The sequence below is a fragment of the Mesorhizobium sp. WSM4845 genome, assembly GCF_055811455.1.
Genome location: NZ_JBVVQA010000039.1, coordinates 31,648 through 53,478, shown reverse-complemented (window position 1 = coordinate 53,478; position 21,831 = coordinate 31,648). Strand labels below are relative to the sequence as shown.

General features: G+C 61.5%; 16 protein-coding genes and 1 pseudogene. 10 read left to right on the top strand and 7 right to left on the bottom strand.

Features of this window, described 5'->3' with window-relative positions; genetic code table 11:
* Nucleotides 1–122, bottom strand: a pseudogene (locus AC0L2C_RS30105) (glutathione-dependent formaldehyde dehydrogenase); the annotation flags it as partial.
* A gap of 342 nt (nucleotides 123–464) precedes the next feature.
* Nucleotides 465–1,931, bottom strand: a complete 1,467-nt coding sequence (locus tag AC0L2C_RS30100) for a glycoside hydrolase 5 family protein (RefSeq protein WP_473525122.1) — start codon at nucleotides 1,929–1,931, stop codon at nucleotides 465–467.
* A 676-nt stretch (nucleotides 1,932–2,607) separates the two neighbouring features.
* Between AC0L2C_RS30100 and AC0L2C_RS30095 the strand changes: the two genes are divergently transcribed.
* Nucleotides 2,608–3,756, top strand: a complete 1,149-nt coding sequence (locus AC0L2C_RS30095; RefSeq protein ID WP_051407890.1) for a beta-glucosidase — start codon at nucleotides 2,608–2,610, stop codon at nucleotides 3,754–3,756.
* A gap of 81 nt (nucleotides 3,757–3,837) precedes the next feature.
* Here AC0L2C_RS30095 and glf read toward each other — a convergent pair whose 3' ends face one another.
* Complete coding sequence (gene glf / locus AC0L2C_RS30090) at nucleotides 3,838–5,013, bottom strand: UDP-galactopyranose mutase (protein WP_128170936.1); 1,176 nt, start codon at nucleotides 5,011–5,013, stop codon at nucleotides 3,838–3,840.
* 2 nt (nucleotides 5,014–5,015) lie between these two features.
* On the bottom strand, nucleotides 5,016–6,188 hold the full coding sequence (locus tag AC0L2C_RS30085; RefSeq protein WP_473525121.1) for a glycosyltransferase: 1,173 nt from the start codon (nucleotides 6,186–6,188) through the stop codon (nucleotides 5,016–5,018).
* Nucleotides 6,189–6,542: 354 nt separating this feature from the next.
* On the opposite strand from AC0L2C_RS30085, the gene AC0L2C_RS30080 reads away from it, so the two are divergent.
* Nucleotides 6,543–7,466, top strand: a complete 924-nt coding sequence (locus tag AC0L2C_RS30080) for a glycoside hydrolase family protein (protein ID WP_287067598.1) — start codon at nucleotides 6,543–6,545, stop codon at nucleotides 7,464–7,466.
* 353 nt (nucleotides 7,467–7,819) lie between these two features.
* Here the strand turns inward: AC0L2C_RS30080 and AC0L2C_RS30075 are convergent, their stop codons facing one another.
* The 3 genes from AC0L2C_RS30075 to tssH all read right to left on the bottom strand — a co-directional run bounded on the left by AC0L2C_RS30075 (nucleotide 7,820) and on the right by tssH (nucleotide 12,595).
* Entirely contained in the window at nucleotides 7,820–8,059 is a 240-nt protein-coding gene (locus tag AC0L2C_RS30075) for a hypothetical protein (RefSeq protein WP_027154105.1), read from the bottom strand.
* Between the two features lie 451 nt (nucleotides 8,060–8,510).
* Complete coding sequence (locus AC0L2C_RS30070; RefSeq protein ID WP_473525120.1) at nucleotides 8,511–9,593, bottom strand: sensor histidine kinase; 1,083 nt, start codon at nucleotides 9,591–9,593, stop codon at nucleotides 8,511–8,513.
* A gap of 236 nt (nucleotides 9,594–9,829) precedes the next feature.
* The gene (gene tssH / locus AC0L2C_RS30065; protein ID WP_287067603.1) at nucleotides 9,830–12,595 is read right to left on the bottom strand and encodes a type VI secretion system ATPase TssH; all 2,766 of its coding nucleotides are present in this window, start codon (nucleotides 12,593–12,595) and stop codon (nucleotides 9,830–9,832) included.
* A 333-nt stretch (nucleotides 12,596–12,928) separates the two neighbouring features.
* Here tssH and tssA point away from each other — a divergent pair, with 333 nt between their 5' ends.
* Genes tssA through tagH form a run of 8 tightly spaced genes read left to right on the top strand, consistent with a single transcriptional unit; the run spans nucleotide 12,929 to nucleotide 21,829 of the window.
* On the top strand, nucleotides 12,929–14,122 hold the full coding sequence (gene tssA, locus AC0L2C_RS30060; RefSeq protein ID WP_287067604.1) for a type VI secretion system protein TssA: 1,194 nt from the start codon (nucleotides 12,929–12,931) through the stop codon (nucleotides 14,120–14,122).
* Nucleotides 14,123–14,128: 6 nt separating this feature from the next.
* Nucleotides 14,129–14,668 (top strand): type VI secretion system contractile sheath small subunit, encoded by a 540-nt coding sequence (tssB, locus tag AC0L2C_RS30055; protein ID WP_023801313.1) that lies wholly within the window; start codon nucleotides 14,129–14,131, stop codon nucleotides 14,666–14,668.
* Nucleotides 14,669–14,671: 3 nt separating this feature from the next.
* Nucleotides 14,672–16,177 carry a type VI secretion system contractile sheath large subunit gene (tssC, locus tag AC0L2C_RS30050; protein WP_287067607.1) on the top strand — a complete coding sequence of 502 codons (1,506 nt, stop codon included), beginning with the start codon at nucleotides 14,672–14,674 and terminating at the stop codon, nucleotides 16,175–16,177.
* A gap of 51 nt (nucleotides 16,178–16,228) precedes the next feature.
* On the top strand, nucleotides 16,229–16,684 hold the full coding sequence (locus tag AC0L2C_RS30045) for an Hcp family type VI secretion system effector (RefSeq protein ID WP_023801311.1): 456 nt from the start codon (nucleotides 16,229–16,231) through the stop codon (nucleotides 16,682–16,684).
* Nucleotides 16,671–17,426, top strand: coding sequence for a type VI secretion system baseplate subunit TssE (tssE, locus tag AC0L2C_RS30040; protein WP_023801310.1), 756 nt, complete (start codon nucleotides 16,671–16,673; stop codon nucleotides 17,424–17,426). Before AC0L2C_RS30045 ends, tssE begins: the two co-directional genes overlap by 14 nt.
* A 1-nt stretch (nucleotide 17,427) precedes the next feature.
* The gene (tssF, locus tag AC0L2C_RS30035) at nucleotides 17,428–19,302 is read left to right on the top strand and encodes a type VI secretion system baseplate subunit TssF (RefSeq protein WP_473525119.1); all 1,875 of its coding nucleotides are present in this window, start codon (nucleotides 17,428–17,430) and stop codon (nucleotides 19,300–19,302) included.
* Entirely contained in the window at nucleotides 19,266–20,351 is a 1,086-nt protein-coding gene (gene tssG / locus AC0L2C_RS30030; RefSeq protein WP_473525118.1) for a type VI secretion system baseplate subunit TssG, read from the top strand. The genes tssF and tssG overlap by 37 nt, the downstream gene beginning before the upstream one ends.
* The gene (gene tagH / locus AC0L2C_RS30025) at nucleotides 20,348–21,829 is read left to right on the top strand and encodes a type VI secretion system-associated FHA domain protein TagH (RefSeq protein WP_287364638.1); all 1,482 of its coding nucleotides are present in this window, start codon (nucleotides 20,348–20,350) and stop codon (nucleotides 21,827–21,829) included. Before tssG ends, tagH begins: the two co-directional genes overlap by 4 nt.
* Nucleotides 21,830–21,831: the final 2 nt, after the last annotated feature.

The window sequence follows — 21,831 nt, the reverse complement described above, 5'->3', positions numbered from 1 at the left end:
TCCGAGCCGCAGATCGCGCAGCTCGTCACCTTGACAATGGCGTCGCGCGGGTCCTCGATTTCGGGGTCGGTAACCTCGTCGCAACGTATGTCTTCTTTTCCATGCCAAACCAGCGCTCGCATGCGTAATCTCCGATAGGGGCGGTTCGCGGCGTCGCAGCAACTCCCGCGGCAATTCGCATGTCACGGAACGGGGTTGCGGAATTACTGCTTCTTTTAAGAAAGCGGGTTCGGCCGCTTTCCTCAGGCTGCGAATTAGCTACCCGGGATCCAACCGCGAGGCAGCATCCATGTTCCCGCCTCCGTTAAAAAAACTGGCAGGGTGAGTGGCCGCCATCGCCATGACGAAGGACCAAAGCTTTGACTTGCATGCCACGGTCGGAAATGTCTGGGACAGCTTCCGCCTCTATCGACTTTGTCTAGGGCGACGCGAGATCACTGAACGGCATCGCGCGAGTTGCCTCCCTAGATCCGGTGGACGGCAAGCGCGACATCTGCGGAGAACGGCGGCACATCAAGCTTCAGCCAGCCATCCGAATTCGCCTGCCATTCCGCTGTTTGCCTGCCGGCCGCGGTGTCCCAGGCGATGACGCGATAGGTGCCGCGAGCCAACCCGGGCAGCTCCAGGACGGCAGGAATGGGCGCAGTGCGGGCACGCAGCATGCCGTTTCGCCCGATCGTGTCGTTGCGAACCAGCCAGACCACTGCCTGGCAATCGTCGCCGCAGGCGACCGGCGCGATGTCGGGTCCGGAAACCCGCATCTTGTCGCCGAGATGGGCACGCCGGAACGAAACCCAATCGATCAGGGGCAGGAAGTCGGCCAGCGAACGCTGCGCCCGCCGCATGCCGGGGGTGAGCACGTGCGGGGTGCGGTTCGGCCACCGCATGCCGCCACCGGCACCCCCCGAAGCCAGGTGAGCCCATTGCAAATGGCGGAAATATTCGTCGTCGAAAGGTTCAGGAAGCGTGATCTTCTTGTCTTTGAACGAGTGGATCGGGCCGTGCTCGGAATCGAGAAAAGGGCGGCCGTCATGAATTTCACCCAGAGCCTGTCCGACGATTCGCGCCATGCCGAGCGCCGGCGCCACCGTGTTACTGGGGTCGTCAATTGTGCCCTCCTCATAGAGATGCAGGGAGGCGAAATCGAGGTCGGGGTGACGGAAGATCGGCGCCGCCAGCGGCATTTTGGGCCGCCAGCGAAGCTCAGGTCCGAACAGCGAAACTGTCTGCGGGTGAGAGCGGCCGTAAAGTGACGTTTCCAGGCGGCGCACAAAATTGCTAAGATCATGGATGAAGGCGCCGAAGCCATCCGCGCTGCCCTGAGCCTGCTCGGGATGGATCTCGTTCCAGAGGTCCCATGCGAAAAGGGCTCCGCTGCCGCTCCATCTGCGAACCACGAATTCCAGTCTCGCCTTGATCGCGCGGCGCGTCTCGGCGCAGACCAGGAATCGCGACGGGTGGTCCAGCACGCCTCCGTTATTGCGGTTGTAGGGGTGGTGGCGCCAATGGAGCCATTGCCAGAACGTATCAAAGGGAGTGAGCAGGATTCTTAAGCCCTGCTTTTCGCAAAGACGAAAGAGGTCGTCCCACAATTGCACCATCGCCGGCACGAAGCGGCCCTGCGGCTTCTCGAAGTAGCGGTGGCGAACCTGGGCATATTCCAGCATCAGCCTGAGGCATGTGACGCCGCTTTCCTTCAGCCAACGGAGATGATTTTCCACGCCGGCCATATCGGCGCGCCGGAACAGGCCATTGAGTTCGGGCCAGCTTACCGCATCATTCTGCCCGATCGGCGTCCATGCCTCGCCGTCCTCGGTGGCGAAATAGGAGCCGGCTAACTTAATCCAAGGCAGGCCGGCAGCCGGTCTCGGCGCAGAGTCTCCCACTTCCCCGACCAGCGGTATCGCCAATCTAATATCGTTCAAAGGCATGCCCCGAATTTCGTCGCCGGAGCGGTATAACTGCCGCGGTGGCAAAATGTTTCGCCGGGCTTGGCAGGCCGATGATCTTTACCCCATCTTGGGTACAACGATGCCCTGTCTCGACGCCGCGGCGCCCTGCCTCAAGAGCGGCGCGAAGCTGGTGATGTCGACCGATCACCAGAGAAGTTGCAGGCCGAACCCTCGCTGCGGATGACGAGGGAGCGGAATTGTCGTGCGTCGCTTCGTCGACAAGGGCAGAAATGCCAGGTTGGCGGGTCGCCTGCCCGACCAGAAAAACTTTAGCCGAAGGGGAACCTAACGGTCGCAGGCAAGTTCGGTAGGCAGTGTGGGGGAGATTGCGCGTGTCGTTGCATCTCATCGGCTTTATAGTTGTCGTGCGTGCGATCTTCTCCTTCCTCGGATTCCATCATCAAGCCCGACAACGATTGGCGAGGCGCGGCTTCAGAGCGACAGTCTGTCATCCGGAGGTCAACGTCTGCTCACCGACAACACCTGGACTCGGCTCCGCTCACGCTCGCTTGGTCAACTTTCGACGCTTGCACGGCATGTACCGCTCAGGGGACGACGTGATGGAGGCCCGAAAGCAATTGTGGCGGTCGAGAATGGCAATGGCCGGTCGCCTGGCGGGAGCGTCGGCGCGAGCCTTGGCCGACGGGTCGCACGTATGAGCAGCGATCCGGCGCGTCCGCCAGGCGAGTACCGGTCCGCGTTTGCCAGCTTCTTCATGGCTGGTTTCGAGTGTTCATCCCATCGGCGCGGCGACGGAGTGCGCCTCGATTTGATCCGCGCGACCGCACACGACACGCACGCCCTCGGCGACTATCGCAGTTGTGCTGCCCTTGGGCTTCGCACGATTCGCGACGGCTTGCGCTGGCACCTGATTGAGACAGCGCCAGGAGTTTTCGATTGGTCGGGTTGGATATCGATGATCGAAGCAGCTCAGGCCGCCGGGGTGCAGGTCATCTGGGATATCTTTCACTACGGCTCGCCGGATCATGTCGACCAGGGTGGCTCAGGCTTCACCGAGGCCTATGTGCGATTCGCCGCTGAGGCTGTCCGGGTTCACCGCTCCGTTGCAGGGACAGCTCCCCTGGTATGTCCCATCAATGAAATCTCGTTCTTTGCATGGGCGATAGAGGTCGGCTATTTCCCGCGCGTGGGGCCGAAGAAGCGGGGATGGTTCAAGCGTCAGCTTGTGAGGGCAGCGGTTGCGGGCGTCAAAGCGATGCGGGGTGCCGAACCTGATTGCAGGTTCATCTGGGCTGAACCGCTAATCCATGTCGCTCCTCGTGACCGCACTCGCGCCGAGCAGCGGCGCGCGGAAAATGCGCGTCAAGGCCAGTTTGAAGCCTATGACATGCTGACGGGCCGTGCCGAGCCCGAACTGGGCGGCAGCGAGGACTGTGTCGACGTCATCGGTCTTAACTTTTATCCGCACAATCAATGGTACTTTCACGGGCCAACCATACCGATGGGTCACCACGAATACCGCGCACTTTCGGGAATGTTGGTCGAAGTCGCTGAGCGCTACAGAAAACCGATGTTTATCGCCGAGACGGGCGCTGAAGGATCAGGCCGGCCGGCATGGCTCCACTATGTTTGCGATGAGATCCGTGACGCGATGAGCCTTGGTGCGCCGATTCAGGGCATATGCCTTTACCCGGTGACCGCGTATCCCGGCTGGGACAATTCGCGCCACGCGGAAGTCGGCTTGTTCTCGACGATTCATGCCGACGGTTCGCGCAGTCTTCGCCAGCCGGTCGCCAATGAATTGGAGCGCCAACGCACATTGTTCTCGGCGGGTGTTTCGTAGCCGTCGAAAAAAGGCGCGCGACCATTAGCGACTTTCGCGGCGGATCACGGCAAGGCACGACTTGGCTACCACTATCCGAGATCAGTATAGATGTTCGCCGCGAGCCGTGCCCGACGAATCGAGCATCGCTCGGTGCGTTGGCATCTGCGCCACGCCATTTGCCGGCAGGCTTTGTTGAATGCGCGCGAACGTCGCCAAAGCTTGACCGACGACCTGATCCATATTGTAGTAGCGGTACGTGGCTAGGCGCCCGACGAACCACACCTCGGGGCACGCCGCTGCCAGTGCTTGATAGCGTTTGTACAGCGCCTCGTTTTCCGCCCGCGGCACCGGGTAATAGGGATCGCCGATATCGGTTGGATATTCGTAAGTCAGGCTGGTCTTCGGGCTCTGCTGACCGGTCAGATGCTTGTACTCGGTAATGCGGGTATAGTTTTCCGTCTGCGGATAGTTGACAACGGCGACCGGCTGAAACTGCTCGCAATCAAGCGTCACGTGTTCGAACCGCAGTGACCGATAAGGCAGACGACCAAGGCTCCAGTCGAAATATTCATCAATCGGCCCGGTGTAGATCATCCGCTGAAAGGGGATCTTGTCGCGAATTTCGCGATAATCGGTCTGCAGCATGATCTTGATCCTTGGGTTGTCCAGCATGCGCTGGAACATGCGTGTATACCCGCCAGCCGGCATATTCTGGAAAGTGTCGCCAAAGTAACGATCATCGCGGTTGGTCCGGGTAGGGACCCGCGCAGTCACGGACTTGCTTAGTTGGGCCGGATCGACGCCCCACTGCTTCCTTGTATAGCCGCGAAAGAATTTTTCGTAGAGTTCCCTGCCAACGGTGCTCACAACCACGTCTTCGGCGGTCCGGACTTCCTCGACCGTTTCTCGCCGGGATGCGAAGAACTCCTCCAACTGCTCGGGCGTCAATTCAAGACAGTACAGGCGATTGATCGTGTCGAGGTTGATCGGTATCGGCAGCAGTTTTCCGTCGACCGACGACAGTACGCGATGTTCGTAAAGCCTCCATTCGGTGAATTGCGAGAGGTAGTCGATGATCGATCGGGCGTTGGTGTGGAATATATGCGGCCCATAGCGGTGGACCAGAATCCCCGCTTCGTCATAGCAGTCATAAGCGTTGCCGCCGACGTGGTTTCGCCGGTCGATGAGCAGGACGCTTTCCTGCCGTTGCGATGCGATGCGTTCAGCGAGCACGCTGCCAGCGAAGCCGGCGCCGACAATCAACCAATCGAACATGGTCAGGCTCCCCGGCGCAAAGGCACAATGCTTTTCATTGCATAGGCGCGCTGAATATGGGCAGCCATTGCGTCCCACGTTCGTTCCCAGGACATGTTAGCGAGGTAGGCATCGACCTCCTTCAACAGGAAATTCCGGGGACGTGACAGAAGGGAGCGAAGCTTGGTTTCGATGTCTTCGGCGTCAACAATGTCGACCAGGCCTTCGGCACCATAGGTGCGCACGACGTCCACAATCGCCGTGGAGACCACCGGCAGTCCGGCGGCCAGGAACTCAGGAGTTTTGGTCGGGCTGATATAGCGTGTCGCCTCATTGAGCGCGAAGGGCATCCAGCCGGCGCTCCAGTGCCTGAGATAGCGAGGCAGGTCGGCGTAGGACTTGGCACCCAGCCAATGCAAGTTAGCTGCGCGCGGCAGGCTTAGCGGGTCGATCTTGACCACCGGGCCGAGCATGACGAAATGCACGTCGGACATTGCCGCAGCCGCCTGCGCGATCATCTCGATGTCGAGCCGCTCGTCGATCACGCCGAAGAAGCCAACTCTCGGGTGAGGTATGTCGACCTGATCTACAGGGTCATCGCCGGGCTGTCTTGCCTTGTGAAAATGCGCCAAGTCGATGCTGCTTGGGAACGGAAAGATCGACTTGTGGAGGCATCGTTTGGCCTCGTACAGGCTCTGTCCGCCCGTGAAGACGACATCGGCGCGCTGTAACAGCGCCTTTTCCATCTGCGTCAACTCTGTCGGCGCGTTCTTGAAGGCGGAGAGTTCATCCATGCAGTCGTAGACGCACACGTCGTAGCGAAGATGATCGCTGAAACGTAGCGCCATGGGCGTGTAGTACCATACGGTGAGCCGGTCATGCGGGGCTGAGGTGAGGATCTGGTCGACGAACCTGCGCTGGATGGCGTCCGCCTTTGTTGCGGAGATGCCGGCCGGAAGAACCGGGGTTACGGTTCGGATCATCGGCGTCTCATCTTTCATCCGCATGAAGGGGTAGTGTCTTTCCTCGAAGACCGGTTCCTCAAAGTAAATTAGCTGCTGCTGTTTTGAAGCGAGCGTCAGAATGTGCTGTGGGCGTTGGTGTACGAAATTCCATCTTAGGTGAGAAAAGCAAAGTAAGATTGACGATTTTACGGGTATGTTAGGTGCTATTTGCTTGCCGCCCGCCATTTCCATACAAGTTATCCCTTCGGCATAGTGCGCTATCCACTCGAAGTAACATATGTTAATCGAGGCTCGTTCGACCTGAGGCCCGTAGGCACACATCTAACTTTCATTGAAGTAAGTTGTTCCACAGAGTTGAACTGCGTGCGTGTCCGAGCAGTGACGCCGCACTTGCGTGATTGATCCACCGATGAATGGAGCGGCCAGCCACAGATGTGGCGCATTGCCACAAAACGGTTGAGAACGTTTGCTCGTTCAACAAGCGTTAATCAGGGGAGCTATAAGTTAACGGTCTGTGAATCGATTCGGCCGAGTGGCGCACGGGCCCGCGACCGCCGACGAAACACACCGTGAGCGAGCCAAGAGATGAAATTCAACTTCGAAACCAACGTCTTTCCGTTGTTTCACCCGCAGGCCGTGGATGATCTGAAGGATCCTTGTCCGGTGTTCGACGGCACGCTTTGGCATGTCTTCGGCTCGAGCGGCACCGTCACGACCGAGAGCTGGAAAATACTACATGCCACGGCTCCGGACCTTTATGGGCCGTGGACTGAGCATAAGGCGCTCGACTTGGCGGTAACCGGATCGGGCATAGCGGCACCCGGCGTCATTCATGAATGCGGCGTCTTCCATATGTTTATCCAGACCGAATTCATGAAGTCGGGTGGACGTTGCGAACACGCGGTTTCCAATGATGGCTTCAACTGGGTGGTGCTGAATCCAGCGATATTGTCCCTGCCCGACACCGATGAGGACGGTATCTACGATCCCCATCCCGCGATTATCGGCGGCAAGCGCTACATCGTCTATTCAGGCATGCCTAAATTCACCAGGGTGCCGCAGCCTGACGTCTATCTGGCGCGCAGCCAATCCGATTCCTGGTTCGGGCCGTGGAAACGTCTCGGCAAAATATTGGATCATCTCGACGTTCCCCACCACAATGCGCGAGAGCATCCGGACTACGAATGGGGGATCGAGGGCGCCCAACTTGTCGAATTGCCTGACGGTCGCGTGCTTCTCAACGCCACCTGCTTCCTTCCCGACGGCCCGCGCGGAAGTCGTCAGCGCGTATTCTTCGCCATCGCCGACGACGTCCAGGGTCCCTACGTCTCGGTCGGCCCCGTGCTCGATCCTGGTGAGCCTGGCGAGAACGGTCATTCGACGGTGATGATCGAGGGCGGGAAACTGACCTTGTTCTACCAGAGCAGACGAGAGGCAACGAACCATCGCTGGCGTTTCGGACTGGCTAGATGCGACCTGGATCAGCAAGCGGTTTCGCGAGTGGCCTAGCAGGGACGACCGGCACGAGGCGTCGTAGCTGCGCCATGACCATTTACCCGTCCCTGTCAGGCCGACGGGGGGTTCTCGTCGGCCATCTCTTGCTCTCGCCGCTCAAGCTCCTTCTGAAGCTTTTGAGCTAATGCGACAAGCCTCGGCGACAGAGTTTGATCGCTCTCCAGTCCTAATCGCTTGCGCAGGCTCCGACGATTGTCTTCCGAACGGACCAGATCTCGGAAGGCACGATCGCTCTCTCTGGTTGCCATGACGGTCACCTTCAGCTTCGAACGCAACTCGCCGATTACTAAAGGGTTCCATCAGGGGCGGAATATTTCGCTAGAACCTTCCGAGCGGCGATCGGACACCTAAGCGGGACTGAGCGGATACTCTTCCTGCTCATCGAAAGCTACGAACAGGCCCAGGGCAGCAGCGACTTCGAGGATAGCTTCGGTCAGATCGTCATTGGATGCGACCAAATCAGGTGCAGCCTGCCGAACCAGGTTTAATGCCGCTTTGACCGAGACGGTATCCCCAAAGCCGGCCCTGTTGAGAACTGCGGCAATTGCCTGATCTAGAATTGGACCGACACTATGGACGATGCTCATCCACCTTCCCCCCCGGGAATGCGAGACAGTATAGTAGCGTGTCTGGGGCCGCGATGCAACCGATGCGCGAAATGGCATGGACCAGGGGCTGCTGATCGGGCGCGACACAGGAGTATCTGGTGGAATCTCCGAGCAGCGATCGGGTAACCGGCTCGCGCGAGGCCTCTTCATTCCAATCGAGCGCTTGATCCGCCTTCACGCCCGCCCGGAGCTCCTTTGCACCCGCAACGTGTCCCCTCACCCGCGGTCCGCCGAGTCCAGAGCTGCCTCCTAGCCCGCTGCCCCACGGCGTGAAAAGATCTTCGAAGAGGCCCTCGGGGCAGCGGGCTTGATACGCCGGCGTAAACGAGCGAAACGCCCGCACTTCATCCTGCTACCTTACGGACGTGCCTGCCGGCTATTTGCGCAATTGCTCAAGGCCGGACATGAAGCCAACTGCCTTAGTCGGGTGTCAGCTTGCGGCCGCTGATCGAGTGAAGACGATCGTCACCTTCGTCCCTTTGCTGGCGCTCGAGTCGACCGCGAGCCGCGCCTTGGCGTTCTCGGTCAGCGAGTGCGCGATCAGGGCTCCGAGCTTGCCTGGCTTGGGCCACGTCTCGCCTTCCGGCAGTCCAATTCCGTCGTCAGCCACTATGACCCGGCAGCCGTCGCCATCGACGATGCTGTGCAGCGTTATCGTGCCGCCTTCGCGCCCCTGGAAAGCATGTTTTAGCGAATTGGTCAGCAATTCGTTGACCACCAGTCCAGCCGGCATGGCGACGTTGATTGACACCGGATATGTGTCCACCCTTATATCGAGGCGAATCCCCTCGACTGCATGCGAGCTCATCACCGCGGACGCGATCTGGCTGAGATAGACGCCAAGATCGACCTCTTCCTTCTGCTCGTCGGCCGTCAGCGTCTGGTAGAGGATCGCCAGGGCGTCGACGCGACCGGCGAGCCGTTCAAACCGTCTCCGGTCGGCCTCAGTCGCATTGCGGCTTTCAAGCCGTATCAGGGCGGTGATCATCTGCAGGTTATTCTTCACCCGGTGCTGCAGTTCGCGCAGCAGCGTGTCTTTCTCGCTGACACGCTCCTCCACCGAGGGCTGATCCGCCGCTTCGCCATGGGCGGATACGTCGACCAGCGCCACCAACCGGAAGCAGATCTTGCCGTTGTCGTCCTCGATGACATTGGAATAAACGTCGACGATCGGCAGCTTGTCCTCGTTGTGCTCCAGCCTGTAGGTGCCGACCAAATCGGTCTCCCGGACCACGGCCTCGGCCAGCGGGCGGTCCTTCTGCTGGTAGAGGCCTGTGCCCGAAAGGGCCGACCAGTTTTCTCGAGTTAGCCTAGCGACCGTCAGGCCTGACAGTTTCTCGAACTCCGGATTGGCGTAGACTACACGCTCCTCAGCGGCCAGGTCTGCAACGGCTATGGCGATCGGCACCTGGTCAAGGAATTTCTTGAACTGTTCGCTTTCCAGTGCGGTTGCGAGTTCAGGTGTGTCAAGCAACTGCTCGACCGCATCGGCCTTGTCTGAAGTGGATGTCATTTGCGCGCCTGTTCTGGGCGTACAATATCAATAATGCAGTGCGCCCGCCATCGCCAAAGCTGGAGCTGCATCGCGCCGTGTCAGGCATCTGACCATAAGACGTGCCTCGCGCAACGGCCCTGGGTAAAACGACATCTTCCGATCGGCCGGCTCCGGCATGCTGACGGCGGGCCGCGAAACCCACCGCGCAGCCGGTCCAGCCCGCCGAGTGAATCGGGGTCCCACGTTCTGCTCAGCTATTCGAAGGAATAGGTGAAACCTCCTTCGGAGGCTCCGACCGTCACCTTCGTCATTTTTTCGCCCTCGAGCGACCGGTTCAGCACGCCACGGCTCAATTCCGGCAGAAGCGTGTTTGTCAAAATGGCGTCGATCATTCGGCCGCCGGATTCGATCTCCGTGCAGCGGGCTTTGACCAGATCCATGACACCGTCACCGATCACCAACTCCGCATCGTTGCTCGAGCGCAGCCGGCGGGCGATCTTGGCGAACTGATGGCGGGTGATCGCTTCGATCATCATGTCCGAGAGCGGGTAGTAAGGGATGGTCACCACCCGGCCCAAGAAGGCCGCTGGGAAAACCTTCAGCAGCGGGGCGCGCAATGCTGTGTCGAGATCGTCGAGCCCCGCCCGCACCGTGCCACTGTTGGTCCGGTCCATGATGACTTCGGAGCCAACGTTCGAGGTGAGCAGGATCAGCGTGTTCTTGAAATCGATCCGGCGGCCTTCACTGTCGTCCATCATTCCTTTGTCGAAGACCTGGAAGAAGATCTCATGCACATCCGGATGCGCCTTCTCGACCTCGTCAAGCAGGATCACCGAATAGGGCTTGCGCCGGACCGCCTCGGTGAGGATGCCGCCCTTGCCGTACCCGACATATCCGGGTGGCGCGCCCTTCAAGGTAGAGACGGTGTGCGCCTCCTGAAACTCGGACATATTGATCGAAATGAGGTTCTGCTCGCCGCCATAGAGCGTCTCGGCCAGGGCCAGCGCGGTTTCGGTCTTGCCGACGCCCGAGGGACCGCAGAGCAGAAAAACCCCCACTGGCTTTTCGGGCGCGCCGAGCCCGGCGCGACTGGTCTGCACGCGCTTGGCAATCATTTCCATGGCGTGATCCTGACCGACCACGCGCTCGGACAGTGTGACGGCGAGCCGCAGTGCCTTCTCGGTCTGGCTCGACAGCATCCGGCCAGTCGGGATGCCGGTCCAGTCCTGCACCACGGCCGCCACGGCGTTGCGGTCGACCGACGGCAGGATCAGCGGCGTCTCGCCCTGCGCTTCTGCGAGTTCGGCCATCAGCTCGCGCAGCCGCGCGAGATCGGCAGCCGGATCGGGTGGAGAAGGATCGGCAGTGGTCGCTCTTGCCGCATCGGGTTCGGGCGCATCGGGTTCGGGCGCCTTGACCTCGGGGGTATCGGCGCCTGCGGTTTCGGCGACCGCCCCCGGAGGCTCCACCGCGTCGAGCGGCACACCCTCGCCGCGCAGCCTGGCGCGCAGTTCGAGTATCTCGCCAACCAGCGCCTTTTCCCGATCCCAGCGTTGCTGCGCGGCAGCAAGCGTGAGTTCGGTCTCGGCAAGCCCGGTTTCGACCCGAGCCTGCCGGTCGGCCACGTCGATGCCGATCGCTGCCTCGCGGCCGATGATGGCGCGCTCGACCTCCAGCGCCTGGCGGCGGCGCATGATGTCCTCGACCTCGGCCGGGGTGGCATGCTGCGAAATGGCGACACGGGCGCAGGCGGTGTCGAGAAGGCTCACGGCCTTGTCGGGCAGTTGCCGTGCCGGGATGTAGCGGTGGGAGAGGCTGACCGCCGCCTCGATCGCCTCATCGAGTATCTGCACCTTGTGATGCTGCTCGAGGACACCGGCGACACCACGCAGCATGAGAACGGCGACCGCTTCCGACGGCTCATCTATCTTGACGACCTGGAAGCGACGGGTAAGCGCCGGGTCCTTCTCGATGTGCTGCTTGTATTCGGCCCAGGTCGTTGCTGCGATGGTGCGAAGCTCACCGCGCGCCAGCGCCGGCTTCAGCAGATTGGCCGCATCACCGGTTCCTGCCGCGCCGCCGGCGCCGATCAAGGTGTGCGCTTCGTCGATGAAGAGGATGACCGGCGTTTCCGAGGATTGCACCTCGTCAATGACCGCCTTCAGCCGTTTTTCAAATTCGCCCTTTACGCTGGCGCCCGCCTGCATCAGGCCGACATCGAGCATGCGCACGCTGACGCCCTGCAGCGTCGGCGGCACGTCGCCCTCGGCAATGCGCAAGGCAAAGCCCTCGACGACCGCGGTTTTGCCGACCCCCGCCTCGCCGGTCAGGATCGGGTTGTTTTGCCGGCGCCGCATCAGGATATCGACGATCTGCCTGATCTCGGGATCGCGGCCGACGACCGGATCGATCTTGCCGTCGCGGGCGCGCTGGGTCAGGTCGGTGGCATATTTGGCCAGCGCCGAATCCCCGCCCGGAGCCCGCCGCGGTGTTTCGGCGGCGGCAACCGCAGTCGCGGCGCCGGCTTCGAGCGAACCCTCCATGACGTCCGCGAACCGGGCAATGACGGCCTGCGCATCGATCTTGTCGAATTCGCCGCTGATCTTCGACAGCAGGCCTTCCAGCACCGGCGTCTTCAGGCAGGCGAGCAGAATATGCGCACTGCGCACTTCCTCGACGCTGAATTCCAGTCCCGCCAGGCCCCAGGCCTCCTGGATGGCGTGAAAGATATGATCGGAAAATTCCTCGATCGAAGTGGCGCCGTAAGGCAGCTTGTCGACGGCGCGGGTCATATCGGCCGTGAGCCGGCTCGCATCCACCCCGGCGTCTGCCAGTATCAGTTGCACATCCGAGCGCTCTGAAAGCACCAGTTGCTCGATGAAGTGAACGAGCTCGACATAAGGATTGCCGCGCAGCTTGGCGGTGTCGGCCGCAGCCTTGAAGGCGCGCAAACAGATGGGATTGAGCTTGCCGACCAGTTCCTTGCGTTTAAAGCTCTGCGACGACCGGCGCTGTTCCATCGAACTTGCCCCTCCAATCTGCCAGCCAACAAACTGCCACATAAGCAGCGACTTGACAAAGAGCGTTTATGAGCGGGGCGTCCGGGTGTGCGATTCAGTCGATTTCTTCCGTCCCGGCAGGCGCCGGCGCCATCGGCTGCAACGCCATCGAACGCCGCGCCTGTTGGCGATGCCTTCACCGACAGGGTTCGACAAATCCGCCAGCACTTTTGAGCCCAGCGCGCCGGTTGCAGGCTCGTATTAAGATTGAGCATCAACTAAATTGTGGTAAAGTGTCGCAGTGTGGTAGCGTTGGGTCAGGCACGGCCCACGAGCCGCGCGCTGGGGGATGGTGTGCTTGATCTCGCACTCTGGCTGAATCCGCTGGACGGTGAAAATCCGTCGGGGGAGGATTTGCGCAACGATCCAGCCTTTCATGAGCTGGAGCGTCTCACCGAGCCGCAGGTCAAGGTCGTCCATGGCGGCCACAACCAGCCCTCGTCGCAAAGCACCATTCCGGTCGACTGGCCTGCCGTCCTCGACAAGGCGGAGGAATTGCGTGCGCATGGCCGGGATCTGCGCCTGCTCGTCATTGTCACGCGCGCGCTGGCCAATGAGCAGCGGCTCGCCGGGCTCGCACATGGCCTGACCCTTGTTGCGCGGAGCTTCGATCAGCATTGGGAGACCATGCACCCGGCCCTGCGGCCCAGTGCTTCACCACGCGACGCCGCCTTGCGTCGCATCAACGCCCTGCTCGACCTCCAGAATGGCCAGGACGGGCTGCTGGCGGACTTGCGGCGAATGATTTTCTTCGCGCCGCGCCCTATGGGACCGATCAGCGGACGCGATCTGGAACAAGCCGCACTCGACGAGCGGGTCATGCTTCTGGAAGCGGCTTCGGGATTGAATGCGGCGGAAAAGGCAACGCTGGCCAGCGCGCACGGTCAACTGCTGAACCGGGTTCATAGCGGGTGCAAGGCGCAGGCCGATCAAGCCAATGCGGAGATGATGTCGCTCATTGCCGATGCTCATGCGGCGATCACGGCTCTTGATGCGGTCGAGACGGCTCTCAACGGCCGTCTGCAGGGCGGTGGCGCCGCTGTTCCGGAATTGAAACGGTTTCTGCAGCGTTTGCTGTCGACCCTCGAACGGAATTCGGCAATCGAAACGGCGACGAACGGCGCGGCCGAGCCAGCCCCCACGACTGCAGATCCGGAAATGCCTGCTCGAAACGGTCAAATGCCTGCAAAGGGCCATGGAGCCGATACTATGGCAAGTGTGGCGAGTTACGCGGAACCGACCACGGGGCTGCCGGAGCGCATTTCCTCGCGCGACGACGTCGTGAAATGCCTCGACCTCGTCGTCGCCTTTTATGACCGCACCGAACCGTCGAGCCCGATCCCGCACCTGGCCCGCCGGGTGCGCCGGATGGTGCATATGGATTTCGTTGAACTGATGGAAGATCTCGCCCCGTCGGGGCTGAAGGAATTCCGGCTGCTTGCCGGCGTTCCCGATGCCAAGAAGACGGCCCAGAAGGATGAAAGGTAACGAGCCATGGCAGCTGAAAGCAAAGCGAAAGTCATCGAACGGAACCGCGCTCCGCGCGTGCAGATCGCCTATGACGTGGAAACCTATGGCAGCCCGACGACGATCGAATTGCCGTTCGTCATGGGCGTGATGGCCGACCTCTCCGGCGCTTCACAGACCAGGGAAGCGATGAAGTCGGTACTGGACCGCTCCTTTGTCGAGACTGACGCGAACCGCTTCCCCCGTTTCATGGAGGCGCTCGGGCCGCGCGTCAAAGCCCGTGTGAAGAATACGCTGCCCCAGGCTGAGGGCGCCGAGCGGGACGAAGAGCTAGCACTCGATCTTACCTTCACCAAAATGGGCGATTTCGCCCCGGACAAGATCGCCGAACAAGTCCCGCAATTGGCCGAGATCCTCAAGATGCGTCGTCAGCTCGAGGAGCTGCTCGGTTTCATGGACGGCCGTGTCGACGCCGAAAAGCGCATCGCGCAACTTCTGAACAACGAGCCGCTTCTCGGCAAGATCGCCAACCAGGCATTATCCGACGACGACAAGGTTCAGGAGTAAATCATGGCCGAACAACAAAAAACCGCAGCCGTCGCCGCTGAGGCGGAAGCCATAGACCTCGGAGAATTCAGCGGGCTCCTCGAGAAGGATTTCAAGGTCAAGAAGGACGACAGCGAGAAGCTGCAGCAGCTCGTCCGTAATCTCGCGCTGGCGGCGCAGTCCCGCTCCGATACCACGACCATCTCGTCCAACGCGATCAAATCGATCAAGTCGCTGATAGCAGGCATCGACAAGATGCTGACTACCCAGGTGAACGAGATTCTGCATGCGCCGGAAGTCCGCGAAATGGAAGGCACATGGCGCGGCCTATGGTATCTCGTCAACAACACCGAGACGGATCAGAAGCTGAAGATCCGGGTGATGAACATTTCCAAGGTTCAGCTTGCCGACACGCTTGAAGACTACGAAGGCCAGATGTGGGATCAAAGCCCGATCTTCAAGAAGGTCTATACGGACGAGTATTCGATGCTGGGTGGCGAGCCGATCGGCTGCCTGATCGGCGCCTACGAATTCTCGAACCATCCGCGTGACGTCGGCCTGTTGCGCAACATCTCGGGCATCTGTGCCTCCGCGCATACGCCGTTCATCGCAGCCGCCGACCCGCGGCTGTTCCGCATGGACAGCTGGCAGGAACTGCCGAACCCGCAGGACCTGCAGATGATCGTCTCCAACCCGGCCTATGCCTCGTGGCAATCGCTGCGCGAGAGCGAGGACGCGCGCTACATCGGCCTGACCATGCCACGTGTTCTGGCGCGACTGCCGTATGGCTCGGAAACCGTTCCGGTGAAGGGCTTCACTTTCGAGGAAGAAGTGCAGGGCGACCACAACAAATATGTCTGGATGAACGCCGCCTTCCCGATGGGCGTCAACATAAACCGCAGTCACAAGCTCTATGGCTGGGGCACGCAGATCCGCGGAGTCGAGAACGGCGGCACAGTGATCAACCTGCCGGTGCACTCCTTCCCCACGGACGACGGATCGATCGCGATGAAATGCCCGACGGAAGTTGCCATCGACGACCGGCGCGAGGCGGAACTGGCCAAGCTCGGCCTGATGCCCATTCTGCACCGCAAGAACACCGATCTCGCAGCCTTTATCGGTGCGCATTCGCTGCAGGACGACGAGACGCGCGCCGGGCGGCTGGTCGATCCCGACGCCCAGTCAAATGAACGGCTGAGCGCCAACCTGCCCTATCTTTTCCCGGTTTCGCGTTTTGCGCACTACCTCAAGGCCATTGCGCGCGACAAGATAGGGTCGTTCAAGGAGCGCTCCGACATGCAGATCTGGTTGACCGAGTGGATCAACCGCTACGTGCTGGCCAATCCGGCCTTTGCCGACGACAAGGCGCGCGCCAAGCGCCCGCTTGCCGCCGCTGAAGTCCAGGTGGACAGCGTCGAGGGGCGGCCGGGCTACTACAACGCCCGCTTCTATCTGCGCCCGCATTACCAGTTGGAGGGCATCAACGCCTCGCTTCGACTGGTGTCAGAACTACCGTCCGTAAAGACTTGATTTTGCAGCAACATCTACCTTGTTTTGTTTTGAAAGCGCTGGAGGAAGACAATGCCCGTGAAAATTGATGGTTTTCTAAAAGTTCCGGATATCAAAGGGCCAAGCGTTCGCGACGGTCATGAGGACGAAATCGAAGTCCACGGGGTCGATTACAAGATAATCGCGCCATACGATCCGAATTCGCTCTCACGCCGCGGTCGCGTGTCGCTGGGGATGATCAAGTTCACCAAGCATTATGACAAGTCATCGCCCTATCTGAAAAAGGCGCTGTTCGACAACAAAGCGCTGGACGAAGTTGTGTTCTCCGCCCGCCGGACCATCGATGGCGAGACCAGCGATTATCTGGTCGTCACCCTGACCGACGCTTCGATCATGGAATACGACATGTCGCAGGCCGAGGACGAGGAAGACCTGATCGAGGAGGAGGTCAGCTTCGCCTACAAGAAGATCAAGTTCGTCTATGACAAGGATGACGAAATCGAAATGGATGTCTATGTCGGCAAGTGAGGCGCGGCGGCCCGGCGCCGACAAGCTGCAGGTAACCGGCAGTTCGCGAGCAAAACGCGAGGCGGTCCAGCCCTCTCTTTGGGACCGCCTCGTCAACGACCTGCCGGGCGTCACCTCCGAGATAGACGGGCTGCGCCAGACCTTGCAGGACGAGTTGGGCGCGGACCGGCTGGACACGCTGCTGGCGGGCAGCGCGCGGCTGATCGACGCCGACGCGGAGCTGACTCCCGATCAGAAGCGGCGTCTGCACCGCCTGGCCTTTCAGACCCAACACCGCGCCGAGATCGAAAGCCGTGGCGTGGTTGTATCGGCCCGCGTCCTCAGGGAGGCGGTGCGGCGCGACATCGAGGCCTTGTTCAACACCGAGCGTTTTGAAGCTGTTCCGCTTCTTTCCGATTTCGAAAGCGAACAGGCCGCAGACAATCCGCCGTCGCTGGCCGATTTTCCGGAGGTGCGCCGAAGTGTGGTCAACTACGGCGTGCCGTCGTTTTCGGGCCGTTCGTCCCGCGACTTTGATCGCGAGACCCTGGCGCGCGAGATCCGCTCGGTCCTTGCCACCTTCGAGCCCCGTCTCAAGGAAAGCGCAACCAAGGTAACGGTGACCCTCGGTGACAAAAGTGTCGGCCTGAAGATCGAGATAGACGCCGTTCTGATCATGACGCCGACGCCGGAACGCATGCGCCTGCGCACCACGATCAATCTCGATAACGGCCTGGCGCGGACCGAATTCAGGGACAGCTGAGATGGATCGGGTCTTCGTAGAATATTACGAGGAGGAACTGACCCATATCCGCGGACTCGCGGCGGAATTTGCCGACATGCATCCGGCGGTGGCGCGCAATCTTTCTCTCGATACCGTCCCGTGCCCGGATCCGTATGTCGAGCGGCTGCTTGACGGCGTCGCCTTCCTCGCTGCACGCACCCGGTTGAAAGTCGACGCCGAGCGTTCGCGGTTTTCACGCAGCGTGCTGGATGTGCTGTATCCCGATCTGGTTACCCCGGCCCCGGCTACGGCAATGGCAGTGCTGAAACCCGGCCAGCAGGTCCAGTCGATGATTGCCGGCCATGTCATCAAGCGGAACACGCGGCTGGTGTCCAGTCTGCAACCCGGCCTGTCGACGCGCTGCACATTCACCACCGCGCAGGAAATCACGCTGTGGCCGATAACCATCAATTCGGTCAGCTGTTTCCAGGATCGCAGCGGGTTGGCGGCGGCCGGCATAACACCGATCGGCGGCGCAGGCGGCGAGGCGGCGCTGCGCATCACGCTGGGTCGGACCGGAAAAGGCAAGCTCGGCGAACTGGCGCTCGACCGGCTTGATTTCTATTTTGCCGGGCGCACCAAAGCGCCATTGCTGTTCGACGCGATTTTCGGCGCCTGCTCGGCGGTTGGCGCACGCGCCGAGGGCAAGGCCAATCCGCTGTCGCGGTTGCCGGAACCCGAAATGGTCGGCATCAGCGACGACGAGGCGTTGATGCCTCGTACCCGGCCGACATTCGAAGGCTACCGCCTGCTGCGTGAATATTTCATGATGCCCGAGCGCTTTCACTACGTGCGGGTTTCAGGACTGCAACCGGTCGTGCGCCGATGCGAGGCCGGGGTCGAGATCATCTTCATGTTCCGGCGTCCGGTACCTGAGCTTGCCGATGTGACGCCGGCGGATTTCGAACTTTTCGCGACACCGATCATCAACCTGTTCGAGCGTGACTGCAACGTCATCGAACTCGATCCGCGCAGAACGCGGCAGGTGCTGCATGCCGACCGCACGCGGGCGCGCGACTTCGAAATCTATCGGGTGACCCATGTCGAGGACGCCGATGCCGAGGGTCCTGACGCCGAAATTCCAGAACTCTTCAGCCTGGGGCAAAACCGCAGCAATGGCTGGGTCTATTCCACCGAACGGCGCCCTCGCCGGGCCACCGAAGATGAACGGCGCGACGGACTGACCCGCACTTCCTACACCGGAGACGACGTTTTCCTTTCGGTTTCCCGGCCGGCCGGAAGCCCGGCGAACCGGCCGCTGAAGCGGCTCGACATCATGGCGCTTTGCACCAACCGCGATCTGCCGATCCTCGACGACAACCCTACCCTGACGCTGGAGACAGGCGATCCGGTCGAAACGGTCCGGCTTATCGGTGCTTTGCGCCCGCCCCAGCCGGCGATCCCGGCCGCGCTGCCCGCCGGCGCCGAAGGCGAATCTCGAGCCGACAATCTCGCATGGCGGCTCGTGGCGCAGTTGGCCCTCAACTTTCTCAGCCTCGCCAAGGAAGGCCGCGGTGTCGATCCGCTGCATGCGCTGCTCGATCTTTATGCCGACCGGGGAGATCCGAGCCTGGCTCGCAACGTGCACTCGATCGTTCGCATCGACTCGCGATCCGTCATCGAACGGCTGCAGATCGATGGGCCGATGTGCTTCGGACGGGGCACGGAAGTGACATTGCATGTGGACCAGTCGGTCCTGGCCGGGCAAAGCACATTGCTGCTTTCAGCCATGCTTGCCCGGCTGTTTGCCCGTCACGCCGGGATAAACGGCTTTGTGCGGACCCGCACGCGGTTGCTGCAGAAGCAGGAGGATGTGCCATGGCCGATGACGCCCGGCAATCGCTACCTGATCTAGGCAAGCTCGACCCGGTCCGGGCCGAAGAACTGGATGATACGTTCGACTTCTTCGAACTGTTGCGCCGGCTCGAACAACGGGGCGGGCTGTTCGGCTATTCCGGCCGCGCAGATCGCGAGCCGGCAAGGCTCGGGCAGCATGTGCGTCTTAGCTTTTCCGCCAAGGACGTGGTCGAATTCCGCGAAGGGAAGGACAAGACGCCGGGGAACGACGGGGTGCCGGCCCGGGTCACGGTTGCCAATCTCGGGCTGATGGGACCGGAAGGCCCGATGCCGCTTCATTTGACACGTTGGGTGCTCGATCGTCTGTCGCAGCGCTGGTTCACCGGCGCTGACGCACGGCAGACCAGCGACACGACGTTCGTGGACTTCGTCAATATTCTCCAGCACCGCATGATCGCCCTGTACTATCGAGCCTGGGCCGACGCGCATCCGGCGGTACAGGTCGAACGTGCGGTCGGCGGCCGAGTAAGGGCCATGCTTGAAGCGATGGCGGGAACCGGACTTCCCGGTACCCAAAATTCCGATCTCGACGCCGTAAAGCTTCGCCAGGCCGCGTCGCTCGCCAGCCAGGTCGACGGCCCGGAGCGGCTGACGCTGTTCCTGGCGGAAGCGTTCAAGGTGCCGGTCGCGATCAAGGAGTTCGTTGCCACCTGGATGACCATACCAGCGACGCTCCAGACCCGGCTTACCCAGGCTTACGCAGTGCTGGGTCGCGGGGCGACGATCGGCCCGCGCGTTTTCAGCCGCCAAAGCAGGATCGAACTCCGCGTCGGCCCAGTCGGCTACGAGGAGTTCAAGACGTTCCTGCCGGGCGGTCATCGTCTGAAGATGTTCAAGCAGGCGGTTCGCGACATGGTCGGGGAATCGCTCGACGTCGATCTGCGGATCGTGCTGGCGCGTGAAGCGGTGCCGCCGCCGCGTATCGGAGCGGTACAGCTCGGCCGAACCACCTGGCTTGCGCGGCCCACTGAAAGGGGCGATGCTGACGATATGCGGCTGCGGACAATCGTCGGATGGCGGCCGGAAATGGCGGAGGTCGCGGCATGAGTCTGCTGCTGACGCTGGAGCACGGGCCACGCACCCAGGCGGTACGGCAGACCCGGCTGGACGAGGGTGAACTGGTGATCGGCCGTAGCGCGGACGCGGACTGGCAGATCGACGATCCCGACATGTTCGTTTCACGCGCCCATTGCAGGATCAGCGGCGGGCCGGATGGATATTTCGTCACCGACACATCAAGCAGCGGATTGTTCATAAACGATTCCGACAGCCCGCTCGGCACCGGCACGTCGGTCCGTCTTCAGAACGGCATGCGGCTGAGGCTGGGTGACTACATCGTATGCGTCGATCTGCAGACGCCGGTCGCTCACGCACCAGCGGCCAGCCAAACGTTCACAGAGCGGTCACCGCCGGCATCGCGAGCGCCGGTAAGCATCGGCCGCGATGACTTCTTCTCAGCCACGGTCGAAGAAGAGCCGCGCCGGCCGCGTCCCGCCGACCTGCCGAACCCGTTCGAGCAACCCGTTCCAGGAGCGTTCGAGCGCGCCAACCAGCGCAGTTCGCCTGCCTTCGACGACCCGTTCAGCCTCGACCCGGTAGCAACGCCGGCGCCGAATGGCGCCAGCTATTCCGAACCGCGTGGTGCGCCGGACGCCGCAGACCCATTCAGCTTCGATCCGGTGCCTTCCGGTGCAAGCGAGCCCGTTCCAGGCCAGCCCGTTTCAAGCCAGTCTGTTTCAAGAAAGTCCTCCGAATTCGATGACGGTTTCGGTTTCGGGCCGGCCGCGTCGCCCGATTTGAGAAACGGCGCCGGCCCGGCCGGTCAACGCAAACACGTCGCCGGAGAGCCGGCCCATCCCTGGGATTTGCCTGGCCCCGCGGCAGCTATCCCTGCTCAGCCACGTGCTGGCGGTGCCCCCAAACCCGCCCCCTCCCCGGCAGCGGCGCAACCGGCGAACACGGCCTTTCGCACCGCGTTCTTGCGAGGCATGGGTGTTGAGGAAGCCGATTTTCCCGGACGCGACAGCATCGCGGAAATGGAGAAGTTCGGTCGCGAGTATCGGCTGATGATGGAAGGCCTGATGCAGCTGCTGCGCAAGCGGGCCGAGGAAAAAGGCAACGCTCGCGTCGCCCAGACGGTGGTTGGGGCCTCTGAAGTCAATCCGCTAAAATTTCTGCCGACGGTCGACGACGCCATCGTGACCCTCATCGCCGAGCGCAGCCCCGGATTTCTGGCCGGTGAAGCGGCAATCGCCGACGCGGTCCGCGATCTCGCGCAACATCATGTGCGCGCCTGGCGAGGCGTGCAGTCCGCCTTGCGGCGAATGATTGACCGTTTTGACCCGGCAGCGATCGAGGAAGAGCTCAAATCGAGTTCCGCGATCGGCACCGTGCTTTCGGGCGGGCGCCGCGCCAGGCTGTGGGAGCTTTACCAGAAACGCCATCGTGAAATCGCCCAGAGTGCGGAATCGAGCTTTTTGGGCGAAATCGGCGCTGATTTTCGGGATGCATATGAGGAGGAGTGAAA